The organism is Enterovibrio sp. FF113 (assembly GCF_041439165.1).
Classification (GTDB): Bacteria; Pseudomonadota; Gammaproteobacteria; order Enterobacterales; family Vibrionaceae; genus Enterovibrio; species Enterovibrio norvegicus_A.
In genome coordinates this window covers 38,266-53,477 of the sequence record NZ_JBGONO010000007.1, presented here as the reverse complement: position 1 = coordinate 53,477, position 15,212 = coordinate 38,266, and the positions used below count along the sequence as shown (strand labels likewise).

The 15,212-nt window shown below is 47.1% G+C and carries 11 protein-coding genes; 5 read left to right on the top strand and 6 right to left on the bottom strand.

Annotated elements, in window-relative coordinates; translation table 11 throughout:
* Positions 1 to 90 precede the first annotated feature (90 nt).
* Complete coding sequence (gap, locus tag ACED36_RS07165) at positions 91 to 1,086, bottom strand: type I glyceraldehyde-3-phosphate dehydrogenase (protein WP_016958415.1); 996 nt, start codon at positions 1,084 to 1,086, stop codon at positions 91 to 93.
* A 586-nt stretch (positions 1,087 to 1,672) separates the two neighbouring features.
* On the opposite strand from gap, the gene msrB reads away from it, so the two are divergent.
* Complete coding sequence (gene msrB, locus ACED36_RS07160) at positions 1,673 to 2,062, top strand: peptide-methionine (R)-S-oxide reductase MsrB (protein WP_016958414.1); 390 nt, start codon at positions 1,673 to 1,675, stop codon at positions 2,060 to 2,062.
* An 84-nt stretch (positions 2,063 to 2,146) separates the two neighbouring features.
* Here the strand turns inward: msrB and ACED36_RS07155 are convergent, their stop codons facing one another.
* Both ACED36_RS07155 and ACED36_RS07150 read right to left on the bottom strand, forming a co-directional pair.
* Positions 2,147 to 3,022 carry a DUF2989 domain-containing protein gene (locus tag ACED36_RS07155; RefSeq protein WP_016958413.1) on the bottom strand — a complete coding sequence of 292 codons (876 nt, stop codon included), beginning with the start codon at positions 3,020 to 3,022 and terminating at the stop codon, positions 2,147 to 2,149.
* A gap of 177 nt (positions 3,023 to 3,199) precedes the next feature.
* Positions 3,200 to 4,966, bottom strand: coding sequence for a calcium-binding protein (locus ACED36_RS07150; protein ID WP_016958412.1), 1,767 nt, complete (start codon positions 4,964 to 4,966; stop codon positions 3,200 to 3,202).
* Positions 4,967 to 5,362: 396 nt separating this feature from the next.
* Between ACED36_RS07150 and ACED36_RS07145 the strand changes: the two genes are divergently transcribed.
* Entirely contained in the window at positions 5,363 to 5,647 is a 285-nt protein-coding gene (locus ACED36_RS07145; protein ID WP_016958410.1) for a YeaC family protein, read from the top strand.
* A 90-nt stretch (positions 5,648 to 5,737) separates the two neighbouring features.
* Here the strand turns inward: ACED36_RS07145 and ansA are convergent, their stop codons facing one another.
* Together ansA and sppA are read right to left on the bottom strand one after the other, a co-directional pair.
* Positions 5,738 to 6,748, bottom strand: coding sequence for an asparaginase (gene ansA / locus ACED36_RS07140; RefSeq protein ID WP_026024047.1), 1,011 nt, complete (start codon positions 6,746 to 6,748; stop codon positions 5,738 to 5,740).
* Positions 6,749 to 6,834: 86 nt separating this feature from the next.
* Positions 6,835 to 8,691: a signal peptide peptidase SppA gene (gene sppA / locus ACED36_RS07135; RefSeq protein ID WP_016958408.1), complete on the bottom strand. Its 1,857-nt coding sequence runs from the start codon at positions 8,689 to 8,691 to the stop codon at positions 6,835 to 6,837.
* 159 nt (positions 8,692 to 8,850) lie between these two features.
* Here sppA and ACED36_RS07130 point away from each other — a divergent pair, with 159 nt between their 5' ends.
* From ACED36_RS07130 to ACED36_RS07120, 3 genes are all read left to right on the top strand, one after another.
* The gene (locus ACED36_RS07130) at positions 8,851 to 10,860 is read left to right on the top strand and encodes an NADPH-dependent 2,4-dienoyl-CoA reductase (RefSeq protein ID WP_016958407.1); all 2,010 of its coding nucleotides are present in this window, start codon (positions 8,851 to 8,853) and stop codon (positions 10,858 to 10,860) included.
* A 107-nt stretch (positions 10,861 to 10,967) separates the two neighbouring features.
* On the top strand, positions 10,968 to 11,516 hold the full coding sequence (locus ACED36_RS07125; protein ID WP_016958406.1) for an NAD(P)H nitroreductase: 549 nt from the start codon (positions 10,968 to 10,970) through the stop codon (positions 11,514 to 11,516).
* A gap of 111 nt (positions 11,517 to 11,627) precedes the next feature.
* Positions 11,628 to 13,562 carry a DNA topoisomerase III gene (locus ACED36_RS07120; RefSeq protein ID WP_016958405.1) on the top strand — a complete coding sequence of 645 codons (1,935 nt, stop codon included), beginning with the start codon at positions 11,628 to 11,630 and terminating at the stop codon, positions 13,560 to 13,562.
* On the opposite strand, the gene ACED36_RS07115 is transcribed toward ACED36_RS07120, so the two are convergent.
* Positions 13,544 to 15,139 carry a diguanylate cyclase domain-containing protein gene (locus ACED36_RS07115; RefSeq protein WP_016958404.1) on the bottom strand — a complete coding sequence of 532 codons (1,596 nt, stop codon included), beginning with the start codon at positions 15,137 to 15,139 and terminating at the stop codon, positions 13,544 to 13,546. The two genes, ACED36_RS07120 and ACED36_RS07115, sit on opposite strands and share 19 nt — an antisense overlap.
* Between the last annotated feature and the right edge of the window lie 73 nt (positions 15,140 to 15,212).

Here is a 15,212-nt window from a genome sequence, read left to right as displayed (position 1 = left end):
TGTGCCTTCTGAATGTGAAATTTAGATACAAAAAAGGCGGCCAATAAGCCGCCTTTTGTCACTCATGCCCTAATAGGCAATCCGGAATGATTACTTAGAGATGTGAGCAACCAGATCCAGAACTTTGTTTGAGTAACCGATTTCGTTGTCGTACCAAGATACAACTTTAACGAATTTGTCAGTCAGAGCAACACCAGCTTTCGCATCGAATACTGAAGTTTGAACTTCACCGATGAAGTCTTGTGAAACAACTTCGTCTTCAGTGTAACCAAGAACGCCAGCCATTTCGCCTTCTGAAGCGGCTTTCATCGCTGCACAGATTTCAGCGTAAGTTGCTGCATTTTTCAGGTTAACAGTTAGGTCAACAACAGAAACGTTTGCAGTTGGTACGCGGAAAGCCATACCAGTCAGTTTGCCGTTTAGTTCTGGAAGAACTACGCCTACTGCTTTAGCTGCGCCAGTTGATGATGGGATGATGTTCTGAGAAGCACCACGACCGCCACGCCAGTCTTTCGCAGAAGGACCGTCAACAGTCTTCTGAGTTGCTGTCGTTGCGTGAACAGTAGTCATCAGGCCAGATTCGATACCGAAGTTGTCGTTCAGTACTTTAGCGATTGGCGCTAGGCAGTTAGTCGTACAAGAAGCGTTAGAAACGATGTCTTGGCCTGCGTAAGTGTCTTGGTTAACGCCCATTACGAACATTGGGGTCGCATCTTTAGAAGGACCAGTCAAAACAACTTTCTTCGCGCCTGCAGTGATGTGCTGACGAGCAGTTTCATCAGTCAGGAAGATACCTGTAGCTTCAGCTACAACATCAACGCCTACTGCGTCCCACTGAAGTTCGGTTGGGTTACGTTCTGCAGTTACGCGAACTGTTTTACCGTTAACAACCAAGTTACCGTCTACAACTTCTACAGTACCGTTGAAACGGCCGTGAGTTGAGTCGTACTTCAACATGTACGCCATGTATTCTACGTCGATCAGGTCATTGATCGCGACAACTTCGATGTCGTTACGCTCAACAGATGCACGGAAAACAAAACGGCCGATACGGCCAAAACCGTTAATACCTACTTTGATAGTCATTACGTTGCTCCACAACTTTGATATCTAGTGAAAAATGAAACTGGTAGTAAAATTACAGAATCGGTACCACCCATGCAAGCAAAAAACCCACCTAAATTGCTTAAAATCAAAAAATAGTACGGATTATTTTTACATCACCTAAACAATTCTTTGGTGTTTTACACGGAATGTTGAAAATAATGTGCCACTTACTGTTAGCTACGTTTGTGTACAGGGGTGTCTTGTATTGTTTATGGCTAACGAAAAAGTATGGAAAGAAAGTGTGTTCCATTGCGTGCGAATTTTGAGAATTGGGCGCAGTTTCAGCGGCTATGCAGTTATGTGGTTAAAAGTTAAGTAAAACTGATCAAAAACAAACGAAAAGCGCATGTTGCTCTGGATGTTTCTTGTGACATGTCATTTCCGTGACGCTTGCAGCACCAGTGTGTGGAAGTTGTGATGCAGTCAGCGATGCTTAGGGTTCAAACTGGTACTGAGCACAATTAAAAGGTAATAAAAGAGCGAATATTCCAGTAAGCATCAAAATAGAGCGTCATACAGATGCTTATTGAGTAGTAGACGCCAAACTCCCAGACTAGAGGACGTAATGACAACGCATTCTGATGAAAAGTGGAAAGAAAACCTTTCTGACGAGGCCTACAAGGTCTGCCGCTTGGGGCACACTGAGCCTCCGTTTAGTGGGGCTTTATTGCACAATCACAAAAACGGTTCGTATCATTGTGTGTGTTGTGATGCTTTGCTATTTGATTCGAGCACTAAGTTCGATTCTGGCTGTGGTTGGCCGAGTTTTGAGCTGGCGGTTGAGGGGGCGGTTAAGTACGTTGAAGATAATAGCCATGGCATGTTACGAACGGAAGTAAGATGTGTAAATTGCGACAGCCATCTTGGGCATGTGTTTAATGATGGCCCAACGGAAACAGGGCTACGTTATTGTGTCAACTCAGTGTCCATGGCATTTGAAGAGTCAGAACGTTGATGGATAGGTCTCGAAATGAGTGACTGACTCTAAACAAAAAAGCGTGCTCGCAGCACGCTTTTTTGTTTTATCAATGTCGGCGATTTATTGCGTTCTCGACAGTGGCGGCAGTCCGGAAAGTTGTATCAACATGCTCTTATCGAAATTACCGCTTTCAATAGACGAGGCGATATCATCTGAAATGTCAGCGATCAGTGCGCGTCTTTCATCGATCATTGGATATAGCAATTTAATTTGCGCTTCTTTAGCAATCGCTAGACCTAACTCGCTTCCGACTAACGCCCACATATACGCCTCATCGAGTTTACCCAGTGAGTGATTGGCCGTCGCAAGCGACTTCACGACGTCTGGAATTGTTTTCTCCATTGTCATGCTGCTGCGCCCATCATAAAGCGTCAAAGATTTCATCAGAAGGTTGATGGTGTGAACCTTGTCTTTGTCGACATAATAGCTTGCAAGACCGAGTTGCATTTCGGGGGAATCGAGATATTCGGTTTCTTCTAGCTTTAAAAATTGCTCGAGAGCCTCTTGGTCGCCTTGGGTCCAGCGGTAGTAGATGATTGAAGGCTGGTAGGAGCTTTTCAATTCAAGCTCTAGTTGATCAATCGTGTCGTATGCGTGGAAAAGCGCTTCAGTCCGCAGGGTTTTTTTAGATTTTAACGTCGTGCTTTCAATCTGTGCGGCAAGCGACATACATTTGGCGTATTTCTTCGTGAGCTGTAGTTCGTCAAATTTATTCAAATCTGAAGGCTTTTTAATCACATCAAAACGCAGCCAAATGAGGTCAGTGCGCTCATGTCGACACTGGCCATCTTCAGTATTTAGTTTGTTACAGATCTGAGGGTAGTTCTCGCAAAGCTGCGCGGTGCTGCGGTTGCTTTCAAAACATCCAGCAAGCAGTAAGGTGCTTATCGCCGTAATGACAACTTTATATGGAAATGAAATAGGGCCTTTATTCATGACGGTCGTGGCTCTTTAGTTTTGGTCTCTCATTCGATGCGAGTGACTTATAACATAAACATCTTCTTTCAGTTTATCTTCATTTCCTGAGTTTTGCGTCAGTCCACAGAGATAAAAAAGACCAGCATGATGGCTGGCCTATGATTTTCTCTGATAGTTTGCTTGTGTATATGTGTTTTACACAATATCTGTGCCCAAATAGGTGATCGATTCCGCATCCGTCCATACGGTGATCTGATCATTGCTATAGAGGTCGTTGAACACATAGGCTTGTAGATCAGCGACTTGTGCCGCTGATAGCCCCATTTTGGCGACCATCGCGGGTGTGATGTCTGCGTTTGATGTTGCTGCTGCATCATACTGCCAATCAACACCTGTGAGGTTAAGCGTGTCGTCGCCATGACCTAACCATGCAATGAAGCCTTGCCAATCATCACCTGCAGTATTGTCTGACTGAGCATCGATTTCATGTGTGTTAATGGTCAGTGTTTGATCCGCACTATCACCAATCACGGCTTCAACCCCTGCGACGACATTGCCTTTTACATTTGGGTCGGTTTGATAACTGGTGCCGGTAAAATCAGCATTTTGTGCACCGGTGATCAGCAAGGTGTCAAACCCAGACGAAGCATCATAAATATGCTTATTGATTTGAGTACCATTTGAAAGAGTTTTGACTTGTCCTTGAAAATCATTCTCATCGAATATCAAGGTATCTGATCCAATACTGCCGATTAAGATATCTTCGCCAGCTTGTCCGTCAAGATAGTTGTCAGCACTGAACCAGCCTGCAAATAGGTAGTCGTTCCCGTCACCACCAAGCATGGTGTTGGTGCCAAGGTTGCCGTATATCTCGTCGTTGCCATCTCCGCCATCGAGGTAGTCATTGCCGGCTTGTCCTCTGAGAATGTCGTTTCCTTGCTCGCCGTAGATTTTATCGTTCCCAGCGTTGCCGCGAAGATCATCATTGTCGTCGCCGCCATAAATTTCATCATCACCGGCACCGCCAAAAACAAGGTCTTCACCGTCTTCAGCATTGATGTAGTCATTCCCTTGGTCGCCGCGAATATTGTCGTTGCCAGCTCCGCCCCAGACTTCATCATCACCGTCGCCTGCTTGTACGGTGTCGTTCCCATCTTGTCCTTCGATGTAATCTGCGCCGCTACCTGCCAGTAAGGTGTCGTCATCACGCCCACCCCACAGTTCATCGTCACCTGCGCCACCTTCTAGTTTGTCTTTGCCATTCTGACCATAAAGCTTGTCGTCGCCCTTACCACCGTGAAGGTGGTCGTCTCCATTGCCTCCCCACGCCGAGTCGTCGCCATCACCGCCAGAAATGATGTCATGTCCATCGCCGCCGACGATGCGATCGTCCCCACCTTCACCGAACAGTTGGTCGTCGCCTTCATAACCGTACAAGGCATCATCACCGTGTGTAGCGCTGTCACTGTTGATTTCTTTTACGGTAATGGTGACAGGAGACGTCGCGATATTCGTATCGACGTTATTAAGGTCTAGGGGCGTCCATTCGAAGTTGGGTAGTTCGCTCGATGGAATCGTAAAAAATACTAATTTGGCACCGCCAGCGACATTGATGTCGATAGCTGATCCTCGTTCAGCGATGTTTACGTAATCAACAATAATGTTTTTGCTAATGACGTCTCCATTGGCATCGAGAATGGCGTAGCCCAAACTTTTCTCGTCTGTGACAGGAAAGTTGAATTGAGACAAAGAAACAGAAACAAACGTGTCGCTTTGAAGTGTATAGCTGCCGTCTCCGTTTGAGGAAAGTTCTTGAATTTCTGACGCAGAAGAATCGCCGTAAATCGTATCATCTCCGGCATAACCGCGAAGTGTATCTTCGCCTAGCAGGCCGTAGATGCTGTCATCGTCAGCCGTGCCGATGAGGTTATCGGACGAATTACTGCCAGTGATAGAGGCCATGTTCTTTACCTTAGTTTTAGCTCTTGGGATAGAAATTGCTGCGCAAAAATTGAGGAGGAAATATCCCCACAAAGATAGTTGGACTAGTAGTATTGGTATTGGGAAGAGTTCACTGCAACCCGTCGCATTTCACTTGTCTCTGTCACACAAGGTGGCAAAAACTGTGGATTTGCTCAAGCAAGCAAGTGCGTATTCATTATAAAATCATTACTATTGGACTGGCTGAATTGCTTAACCCAGTACCAAAGCATGGTAAAGGCATGTATCAATACATGATAAAAGACTGGTATTGATTTTGTCGTTATTATTGCCTAATTGTTTTGAACGCCCACGATATAGTACGAGTTAGCATACAAATTAAGCCAGATATCGAGGCATGTAACCCAGGGAATAGACATGGATATTGAACAGTTGTTGTCCAGCATTACGCCTGAAGCTTATGATCGTTTGAGCTTTGCGGTTGAAACAGGGAAGTGGCCTGAAGGTACGCCTTTGTCGCAAGAGCAACGTGACCATGCGATGCAAGTTGTCATGCTTTATCAATCGCGTCATAACACCGAGCCACAACATATGACGGTGGCGGCTGGCGGTGACATTACGTTGAAATCGAAATCGGCGCTTCAGCGCGAATTCGCAAAAAATCAGGAAACGATTATTCAGAAAAATGTAAACGACGAGTAATTGGATTTTGAATAAAATAAAAAACGGCATTTATGCCGTTTTTTTATTTTATGACTGTCACTGTCCATTTACTTATCGCAGTACTTTGGCTTAGAGCGTGAGTTCACCACGTAAGTCTTGCTGAAGTAAGTTGCGAACCTGTTCAATGGGCAAATCTTGACTGAGTAAATAATGAAGTTTTGCTAATGCAGCTTCTGGCGTCATGTCGTAACCACTCAATACTCCGGCTTCTGCAAGAGCACAACCTGTAGCATACCCGCCCATATTGACCTTTCCAGCGAGACATTGGGTAAGGTTAAGCACAACAACACCGCGATTGGTTGCTTCTCTCAATAATCCTAACAGTTCTTTGTTTTGCGGTGCGTTACCCACACCAAAGGTCAGTAAGATCATCGCATTCACTGGCTGCTTCAGTGCATTTCGGACTACGTCAGGAGAAATGCCTGGGTACATCATAATGATGGCAACAGGTTGCTCTGTAATCGTATGTACTTTGAAAGCCCCTTCCGGCTTTTTGTCAATCTCAGCACCATGCAATTGGATATTGATTCCCGCATCCACAAGTGGTGGTAGGTTCGGCGACGTGAATGCATTGAAGCCATCTGCGTGAGACTTGGTGCTTCTATTGCCTCGCAACAATTGATTGTTGAAGAACAAGGTGACTTCGTTGATTGGGTAATTGGCTGCGATGTGCAGGGCGTTTAGCAAGTTCGCTTGCCCATCCGAACGTAGTTCGGCCAATGGGATCTGTGACCCCGTGACAATAACTGGCTTATCCAGGTTCTCCAGCATGAAAGACAATGCCGAGGCGGTATAAGCCATGGTGTCAGTGCCATGCAAAATAACAAAGCCGTCATAGTTGTCGTAGTTGTCGCGTATATCGTCAGCAATGCGTTGCCACTCAGCGGGCGTCATGTCAGCAGAATCAATGAGCGGGATATACTCATGAATGGTGAATTCTGGCATCTCAGGACGATGGAATTCCGGCATCTGCTTGAGCTGTTGTTGCATGAAGCCTGAAACGGGGATGTAACCCTGCTCGGATTTCAGCATGCCGATAGTGCCGCCAGTGTAGGCGATATATATGTGTTTTCTTTCCATCATCACAAATTCATTGTTGCCAAGGTCGTGGGCGCATTATACGTATCGAATTCATTAAAAAAACCCCGGCGCTTGCCGGGGAGTTCTCAGTTGTCGTAATAACTGCAATTTGGGCAAAGAGCATATTGTCCATTTGGATCATTGAAGTTATTAAGGTGATTTATTTCAGTCGCTGCAGTGTTGGCAAAATGTTGTACTGCTGCTGGTAGTTTGATGTTTGTGTTCAAATCAAGCTTCACTATGGCTTGATTGACAATGTCATAGATAAACTGCTGAGCGGGTGTTAGTGGTTCTTCGAGCCAGTTCAACGAGTAGTCGTCAATGTTAGCCAGTTCAGCGGCAACGGCAACGGCGTCATCAAAGTCACCCAGTTGATCGACTAAGCCTCGCTTCATTGCGTCGTAGCCTGTCCACACTCGACCTTGCGCGATCTGATCAACGTCTTCGATAGAAAGGTTGCGTTGGCTTGCGACCAGCCCAATGAAGCGCTGATAGCCGTTTTCAATGCCAAGTTGCATAATGTCGGCAACCCCTTCAGGCAATGCGCGCGTCACGCCGACACCCGCAAACGGTGTGGTGCCAATGCCATCGTTGTATACGCCGTATTTTGCTAAGGCGTCTTCAAAGGTGGTCAGGATACCAAAGATACCGATTGACCCTGTGATTGTGGTCGGTTGTGCCAGAATGCGATTAGCACTGGCGGCAATCCAATATCCGCCAGATGCTGCGACGCTGGACATCGACACCACAACAGGCTTACCTGCTTCTTTGAGCGCCTCTACTTCATTGCGGATGACTTCGGACGCAAATGCACTGCCTCCCGGACTGTCTATGCGAAGCACCACGGCTTTCACTGCGTCGTTAAGGCGAGCATCGCGAAGCAATGCTGCGGTGGTGTCACCGCCGACAGTGCCTTCAGATTCAAAGCCATCAACGATGGCTCCGCTGGCAACAACGACCGCGATTTGGTCTGCTTTTGGTAAGCGGAACTGGAGTGATGAGTAGTCATAAACACTGACATAATTGAAGCTGTCTTCTCCATTGCTACCAAACGTTTCTGCAAGCTTAGTGCGAATCTGTTGTCGTGTTAGAAGCTCATCGACCAGACCAAGGCGTTTTGAAAGCTGCGCAAAATCACCGTTCACTGCTTTGAGTTCATCAAGTAACGTTTGCGTATCAGGCGACAGTTGCTCAACACTCAATTCGCGATTTAACGCCACGTCTTCGACATAGGCGCCCCAAAGCTGGTTGAGCCAAACAGAACTAGCTTCTCGCGCTTCTTGTGACATTTCCGTTCGCGTATACGGCTCAACAAACGACTTGTATGTCCCCACGCGAAACACATGCGTAGTGATATCGAGCTTATCGAGTAGATCTTTGAAATACAGATTGAACGAACCGTAGCCACGCAGCAGTACCGCACCATCGGGTGCCATGTAGATCTCGTCAGCGTAGCTGGCTAGATAGTACTGGCTTTGGTTGTAGTGGCCACCAATCGCAACAACGGGTTTACCGGTTGCTTTGAACTCATTGATGGCTTTCGCAATGTAACGCAACTTGGTGAGGCTGGTTTCAGACATGTCTGACAGGCTCAGTACCATGCCGTTAATGTTATCGTCTTTTGCGGCCGTGCGAATTTGCTCAACAATATCGAAGAGGACATTTTCAAATTCAACCTGCTGGCCAAAAAGGTTGCGAGTAGCAAAATCATAAGGATCAATTCTGCGTTGCTTCTCGACGATAGGTCCCGATATATCAAGCAATAGCGCTTGAATCGGTTGTTCTGTTGGTTCTTGCGAGATGACATCATCGTCTGTCACGACGTAATAGACCAACACAATGGCGGCGATGAAAAACAGATTCAACACCAATTGACGAGCGAAACCTAGAATCTTCCAGCACCATTTCAATAAGGTGCCAAAGAATTTAAAAAGCGTTTTCATTTGTTTACCCAGCTTCTTTTCATATCTGTAATCGTAACTAATCCTGTTTAGATAACCTAGCTTTGATTTATGTTGTAAAAATGTAAACAAACGTTTGAAACTTCTGTTTGACGGGTTTATGGTTGTGTAATCAGAATAACAATACGATGGAAGCGTAGAATGAACTTGCCGTACCCTCACTTACTCGCGCCACTGGATCTTGGTTTTACGCAGTTGAAAAACCGTGTACTGATGGGATCAATGCATACTGGTCTAGAAGAATCGAACGATGGTTTTAAAAAGCTAGCAGCCTTCTATGCTGAACGAGCTAAAGGTGGCGTTGGCTTGATTGTGACGGGCGGTTTCTCACCGAATTTCCGTGGACGTTTGCATCCTCTCAGTGCGCAGTTTAGCAGTGGGCGAGCAGCACGCGCACACCGGACTATCACCGAAGCGGTGCATGAACATGGTGGAAAAATTGCGCTCCAATTGTTGCATGCAGGTCGTTATGCCATGCATCCTTTTTCGCTTAGTGCTTCCGAGATCAAAGCCCCTATTTCTAAGTTTACGCCGTCTGCCATGAGTGAGCGTCAAATCCTGAATACCATTAAGGATTTTTCAAAGAGCGCAGAATTGGCCAGAGAAGCGGGCTATGACGGTATCGAAATCATGGGCTCGGAAGGTTATCTGATTAACCAGTTCATTTGCGCCCGCTCAAATACACGTTATGACGGCTGGGGCGGCAGTTACCAAAACCGCATTCGTTTCCCTATCGAGATTGTTAAAGCTGTTCGTGAGCGGGTAGGGCATGATTTCATCATTATTTTCCGTCTTTCTATGCTCGATCTTGTCGAGCAAGGTAGCACCCATGATGAAGTGGTTGAGCTAGCCAAGGCACTTGAAGCGGCGGGCGTGACCATTATTAATACAGGTGTTGGTTGGCACGAAGCGCGTATCCCGACCATCGCCACTCAGGTGCCACGCGCGGCCTTTAGCTGGGTGACAGAACGCCTAAAAGGTGAAGTATCTATCCCATTGGTAACTTGCAACCGCATTAACACCCCTGAGGTCGCTGAAAATATTTTGGCAAGCGGTCAAGCAGACATGGTCTCGATGGCCCGTCCGTTTTTGGCTGATGCAGAATTTGTTGTCAAAGCTGAGCAAGATAAAGCCGACGACATCAATACTTGTATCGCGTGTAATCAGGCGTGTCTTGACCACGTATTCAAAGGCAAGCGCGCTAGCTGTCTCGTTAATCCGCAAGCGTGCTACGAAACTGAGCTGGTGATTTCTCCCGCTGTCAACAAACGACGCGTCGCGGTTGTTGGTGGTGGCATGGCGGGGATGTCATGCGCGGTGACAGCAGCAGAGCGCGGTTTTGATGTGGTGCTATTTGAAAAGAGTGACAAGCTAGGCGGCCAGTTCAATTTGGCGATGCAAATTCCTGGCAAAGAAGAATTTAAAGAATCTATTCGTTACTTCACTCGCAAAGTGGCGCAATTCAATATTGAAGTCAGGCTCAATCAGCGCGTTGATGCACAGATGCTCAAAGCGTTTGATGAAGTGGTGATTGCAACGGGCGTGAAGCCACGTATTCCCGCTATTCAGGGCATTGATCACCCGAAAGCGATTGATTACCAGACGCTCATTCGAGACAAACCCACACTGGGTTCTCGTGTCGCGGTTGTTGGCGCGGGTGGTATTGGTATTGATGTGGCAACCATGATCACCGAGCCTGAAGATCACAAGCTGGAAGATTGGCTAAAAGATTGGGGCATTGATCAAACCATGTCTCATGAGGGAGGGTTGCTGCCACAGCCTCATTATGTTGCCCAGCGTCAAGTATGGTTGCTGCAACGTAAGCCTGGCAAGGTTGGTAAAGGGCCCGGTAAAACGACGGGTTGGATACATCGTCGAACACTTGAGAAACGTGGTGTCGAGCTACTGGGTGGTGTGAGCTACGAAAAAATAGATGATGCCGGTCTGCACATTACGTTGGAAGGGCAGTTACATATTTTGCCCGCCGATCATATCATCATCTGCGCAGGGCAAGAGTCAGTGAATGATTTGGCCGCTCAGTTGGAAAGCCAAGGTCAGAAGCCTCATATCATTGGCGGTGCAGAAAAGGCCGGTGAGCTTGATGCGAAGCGAGCCATTCGTCAAGGTGTTGAACTCGCGATAGCCCTTTAAGAACATCGACGATTAATCCACAAAACCCGGAGGGAGTTGTTCTTTCGGGTTTGTGTTATTTTTAGGGGCAATAACAGCGATTTTATTTACTAGTCATTGGGATCTTCATGGACGCATTACATTTACTCACCCAACGTCGTTCTATTCCTCGTTTGTCTGCGCCAGCCCCTCAGGGTGATGCGCTTGAAAATATGCTGGCGGCAGGTCTTCGTGCTCCTGATCATGGCGCGTTAACGCCGTGGGAGTTTGTGGTTGCGACAGGCGAAGGTTTAGATAAGCTTTCTTCCATCCTAAAACGCGCTGCTCAAGCTGATAATGAAGAAGATGCCGTGGTGGAAAAAGCCGCGAACTCGCCTTTTCGCGCACCCATGGTGATCACCGTAATAGCGCGTACTAAGCAGCACGATAAGGTACCTGTGATTGAGCAGCATATCTCTGCGGGTTGTGCTGCGCAGGCAATGCAAATGGCAGCCGTTGCACAGGGCTATCAAGGCTTTTGGCGCACAGGGAAGTGGGCTTATCATCCTGTCGTGCGTGAAGCGTTTGGTGTGTCGGGCGATGATGAAATTGTCGGCTTCCTTTACATCGGGACGCCAGATTGCACACCGGCTAATGCCCCCAAACGTGATACCAGCAAATACGTTTCTTACCTCTAAGGCTACACCTCATGCCACCTCACAATTAACTGGATAAATATCCAGTTAATTGTTGTTAAGCCCTTTTAATTTCGCTAAATTGTCGACAATTGCTCTGTTTGATGGTTTCCCATGGCCCGACTCTTTGTTGCAGAAAAGCCCAGTCTTGGTCGCGCAATCGCTGCCGCTTTACCCAAGCCCCATAAAAATCACGATGGTTATGTCCAGGCTGCCAATGGCGACGCGGTAACCTGGTGTATTGGTCATCTGCTTGAACAAGCAGAGCCTGACGCTTACGACGAAAAATACAAAGTATGGCGTTTAGACGATCTTCCAATATTGCCTGAACCATGGATTCTGAAACCACGAAAATCTGCGGCTAAACAGCTTTCAGTGGTAAAAAAACTGCTCCGCCAATTTGACGATATTATCCACGCGGGTGACCCTGATCGAGAGGGGCAGCTGTTGGTGGATGAAGTGTTTAGTTATGCCAAATTGGCGGACAAGAAAAAACAGCGCATACAACGTTTGCTGATAAACGACCTTAACGTATCTGCCGTGAAAAAAGCGTTATCAGCCATGCGCAGTAACCTCGATTTTGTCCCGCTTTCTGTCTCGGCGCTGGCTCGCTCTCGTGCCGATTGGCTGTATGGCATGAATATGTCTCGCGCATACACATTGCTGGGTAAGCAGGCAGGGTATCAGGGTGTGTTGTCGGTAGGGCGCGTACAAACCCCAGTGCTTGGTTTGGTCGTGCGTCGTGACAGAGAAATCGCGGCATTTATGCCGAAACCTTTTTACCAGCTTGATGCAGTCATTCCTTATCAAGGCAGTGATATTTTGGCGCGTTGGCAGCCGAGCGAATCGTGCCAGCCATGGCAAGATGAAGAAGGTAGGGTACTCTCGCGTAAATTGGTGGAAAATGTCGCCCAGCGTATTGTTAATCAACCTGCTACGGTTGTCGTGTCTGAACGCAAAGGTACAAAGCAAGCCCCACCGCTGCCTTACAGCCTGTCTGCACTTCAAATTGATGCCGCCAAACGCTTCACCATGAGTGCGGTTGATGTATTAGCGTGTTGTCAGTCGTTGTACGAAAAACATAAAGTCATCACCTATCCGCGTTCGGACAGTCGCTATTTACCGAAAGATCATTTGAAAGAAGCGTCTACCGTAACAGCAGCAATTGGCAACACGGTGTCTTCGCTCAGTGATGCGGTGAAAAACGCTAACTTGTCGTTGAAATCCAAAGCGTGGAACGACAGCAAAGTAGAAGCGCACCATGCGATTATTCCAACAGGGAAGAGCAGCAATGCGTTAAGTGGCAGAGAGCGTGATGTTTATGAGCTGATCGCCCGCCAATACCTGATGCAGTTTTACCCTGCGGCTGAATATGTAGAAGCAAAGCTCGATTTTGATATTGCGGGAGGCATATTCATTGCCAAAGGCAAACAGTTGACTCTGCCCGGATGGCGGGCATTGTTAACGCGAGATAACGCAGCGCAAAAAGAAGATATAGAAAGTCAGGTGCCACCGTTAAACAAAGGCACTGTGCTGACGTGCGCACGAGGTGAAATTAAAGATTGTATGACTGAGCCACCAAGGCATTTTACTGAAGCGACGTTGTTGCAAGCGATGACTGGCATTGCACGATTTGTGAAAGAAGCGTCGTTAAAAAAAATACTGAGGGATACAGACGGATTAGGCACAGAAGCGACCCGCGCTGGCATTCTGGAATTGTTGTTTAAACGTCGTTTACTCTCGCGTGAAGGTAAGCAAATAAGAGCTACTGCATCGGCGTGTGGTCTTATTGATGCATTACCAGAAAAAGCGGCTTACCCTGACATGACCGCGCATTGGGAGCGCCAGCTGCAAGATATGGCCGAAAAGAAGGGGGCCTATCAGCCGTTCATGTCGGCGTTGGAATCGGAATTGTTGGACTTAATGAATGCTGTAAGGAAAGGGCCACTACCCGAGAGCCTGCGTTCGCTGCCGTCTCAGCCTAATCCATTCAAGAAGAAAAGAGGAAACGGCGGCGCTGGTCGTAAACGCTATAAAACGAAGGCCTGATTTTTCCCGCTGCTTTTCGCTTCATAAAGCGCAACATCGGCATCAATAAACAATTGCTGCTGGCTGTTAGGTTTGTCTGGAATGCAGGTTTTCCCGCCGATGCTGACAGTCACATAAGGGCAAATAGGTGAATCATCATGTGGGATCTGCAGCGCTGTGATCGCGTCCAATGCGCGGTCAGCTACGGATTTTGCATTTTCCCTGTTGCTGCCTGGCAGCAAAAAGACAAATTCTTCCCCCCCAAATCGCGCAAGGATTGCGCCAGCTCTTCGTTCGACTTGGCTTAGCGTCTTAGCCACTTGAGCGAGGCATTTGTCACCTAAGGCGTGACCATATAAATCGTTGTACTGTTTGAAGTGGTCAATATCGACGATCAAAATAGAAAGCGGTGTTTGATAACGCATGGCTCTACGCCACTCTTCTTCCATTTTCTCATCAAGCATACGTCGATTAGGAACTTTGGTCAGGCTGTCTTCGCGCGAAATTTGGTTTAGGCGCTTATTCACTTCTTCTAGCTGTGCTGTGCGATCGGCAACCCGCTGTTCGAGTGATAGGTTGAGCAGCTTCAATTCGTCTTGGGATCGACGCTGAATAAGGTGTTGTGACATGGTCACACCCAATAGTTTCAGCAACTCGCTATGGTAACTCTTGAGAGGTGTATGCGTAATCAGATTATCGCAGGCTATCCAGCCGATAGGCTCGTCACCATCCCAAAGCGAAATCGTCGCGTTCCATCCTTTACCCACTTCGACGTTGTCATGAAACAGGGCTGTACCTTCGTTGATGTTGATGTGCTGTTTCTTATCAAGTGTCGTCTTCGCGTGATAGTGCTCATACATGGCAGTGCAATACCATTGCTCATTGGTGACAGTGCCATTGATGTCGGTACCGTAGGTACCGCGCATTAGTCCGGTGTGGCTATTAAGAAGAAATATCGCCATTCGGTCGAAATCGAGCGCATGAATGCATTCGTAGACTGCCGTGTGAAGCATATTGTCGAGAGAGTGCGAGTGCCAAAGACGTAGAGAGATCTTGTGCAGAATATGTAGCTGCTCGAGTAGCCCTTTTTGAGAACAGACTTCTTGAACTCGCTTTTCTTCGGTCTTTTGATGATGAGATCTTTCTAACAAAAATGCATGGTGTTGAAGGTGGCTATCTAATGCACCGGAAATTAAGAGAGACAGCATCTCAAGGGCATGACGGTCGACATGGTATTTATGCGGTGTCTTTAATAGCAGATAGCCATAACTGCTTCCTCTGATTTTAAGAGGGATTAGTTGATTGAACACATCGTTATAAAGGTGATCGCTTTCTGCTGTTAATAGACTAGTTAACAATAAATCGTCATGTTCACTGATGGGTATCATGGGCGAGAACAGCTGAAAGTGTCGTGGCTTAATGTCAGCCAACTGCTGCCAACCAGCATGATTTTCGTCGTTGATGAGTAATTGGCTGCGCGCATCCGTGAATTGCTTCGTAAATGCGAGACCAAGAGCCAGACAGAAATCGTTAAGATCCTTCTGTGGACAAATAGCTTCACCTACCTTGAGGCAGAATGCGTAATCCAGAGCAATCATGCCCTATGACTCCCTTAGTGACTGACGAAAAGTGTGATTTTGCTTCTAATATTTTTCAGCAAGTATGACAGCA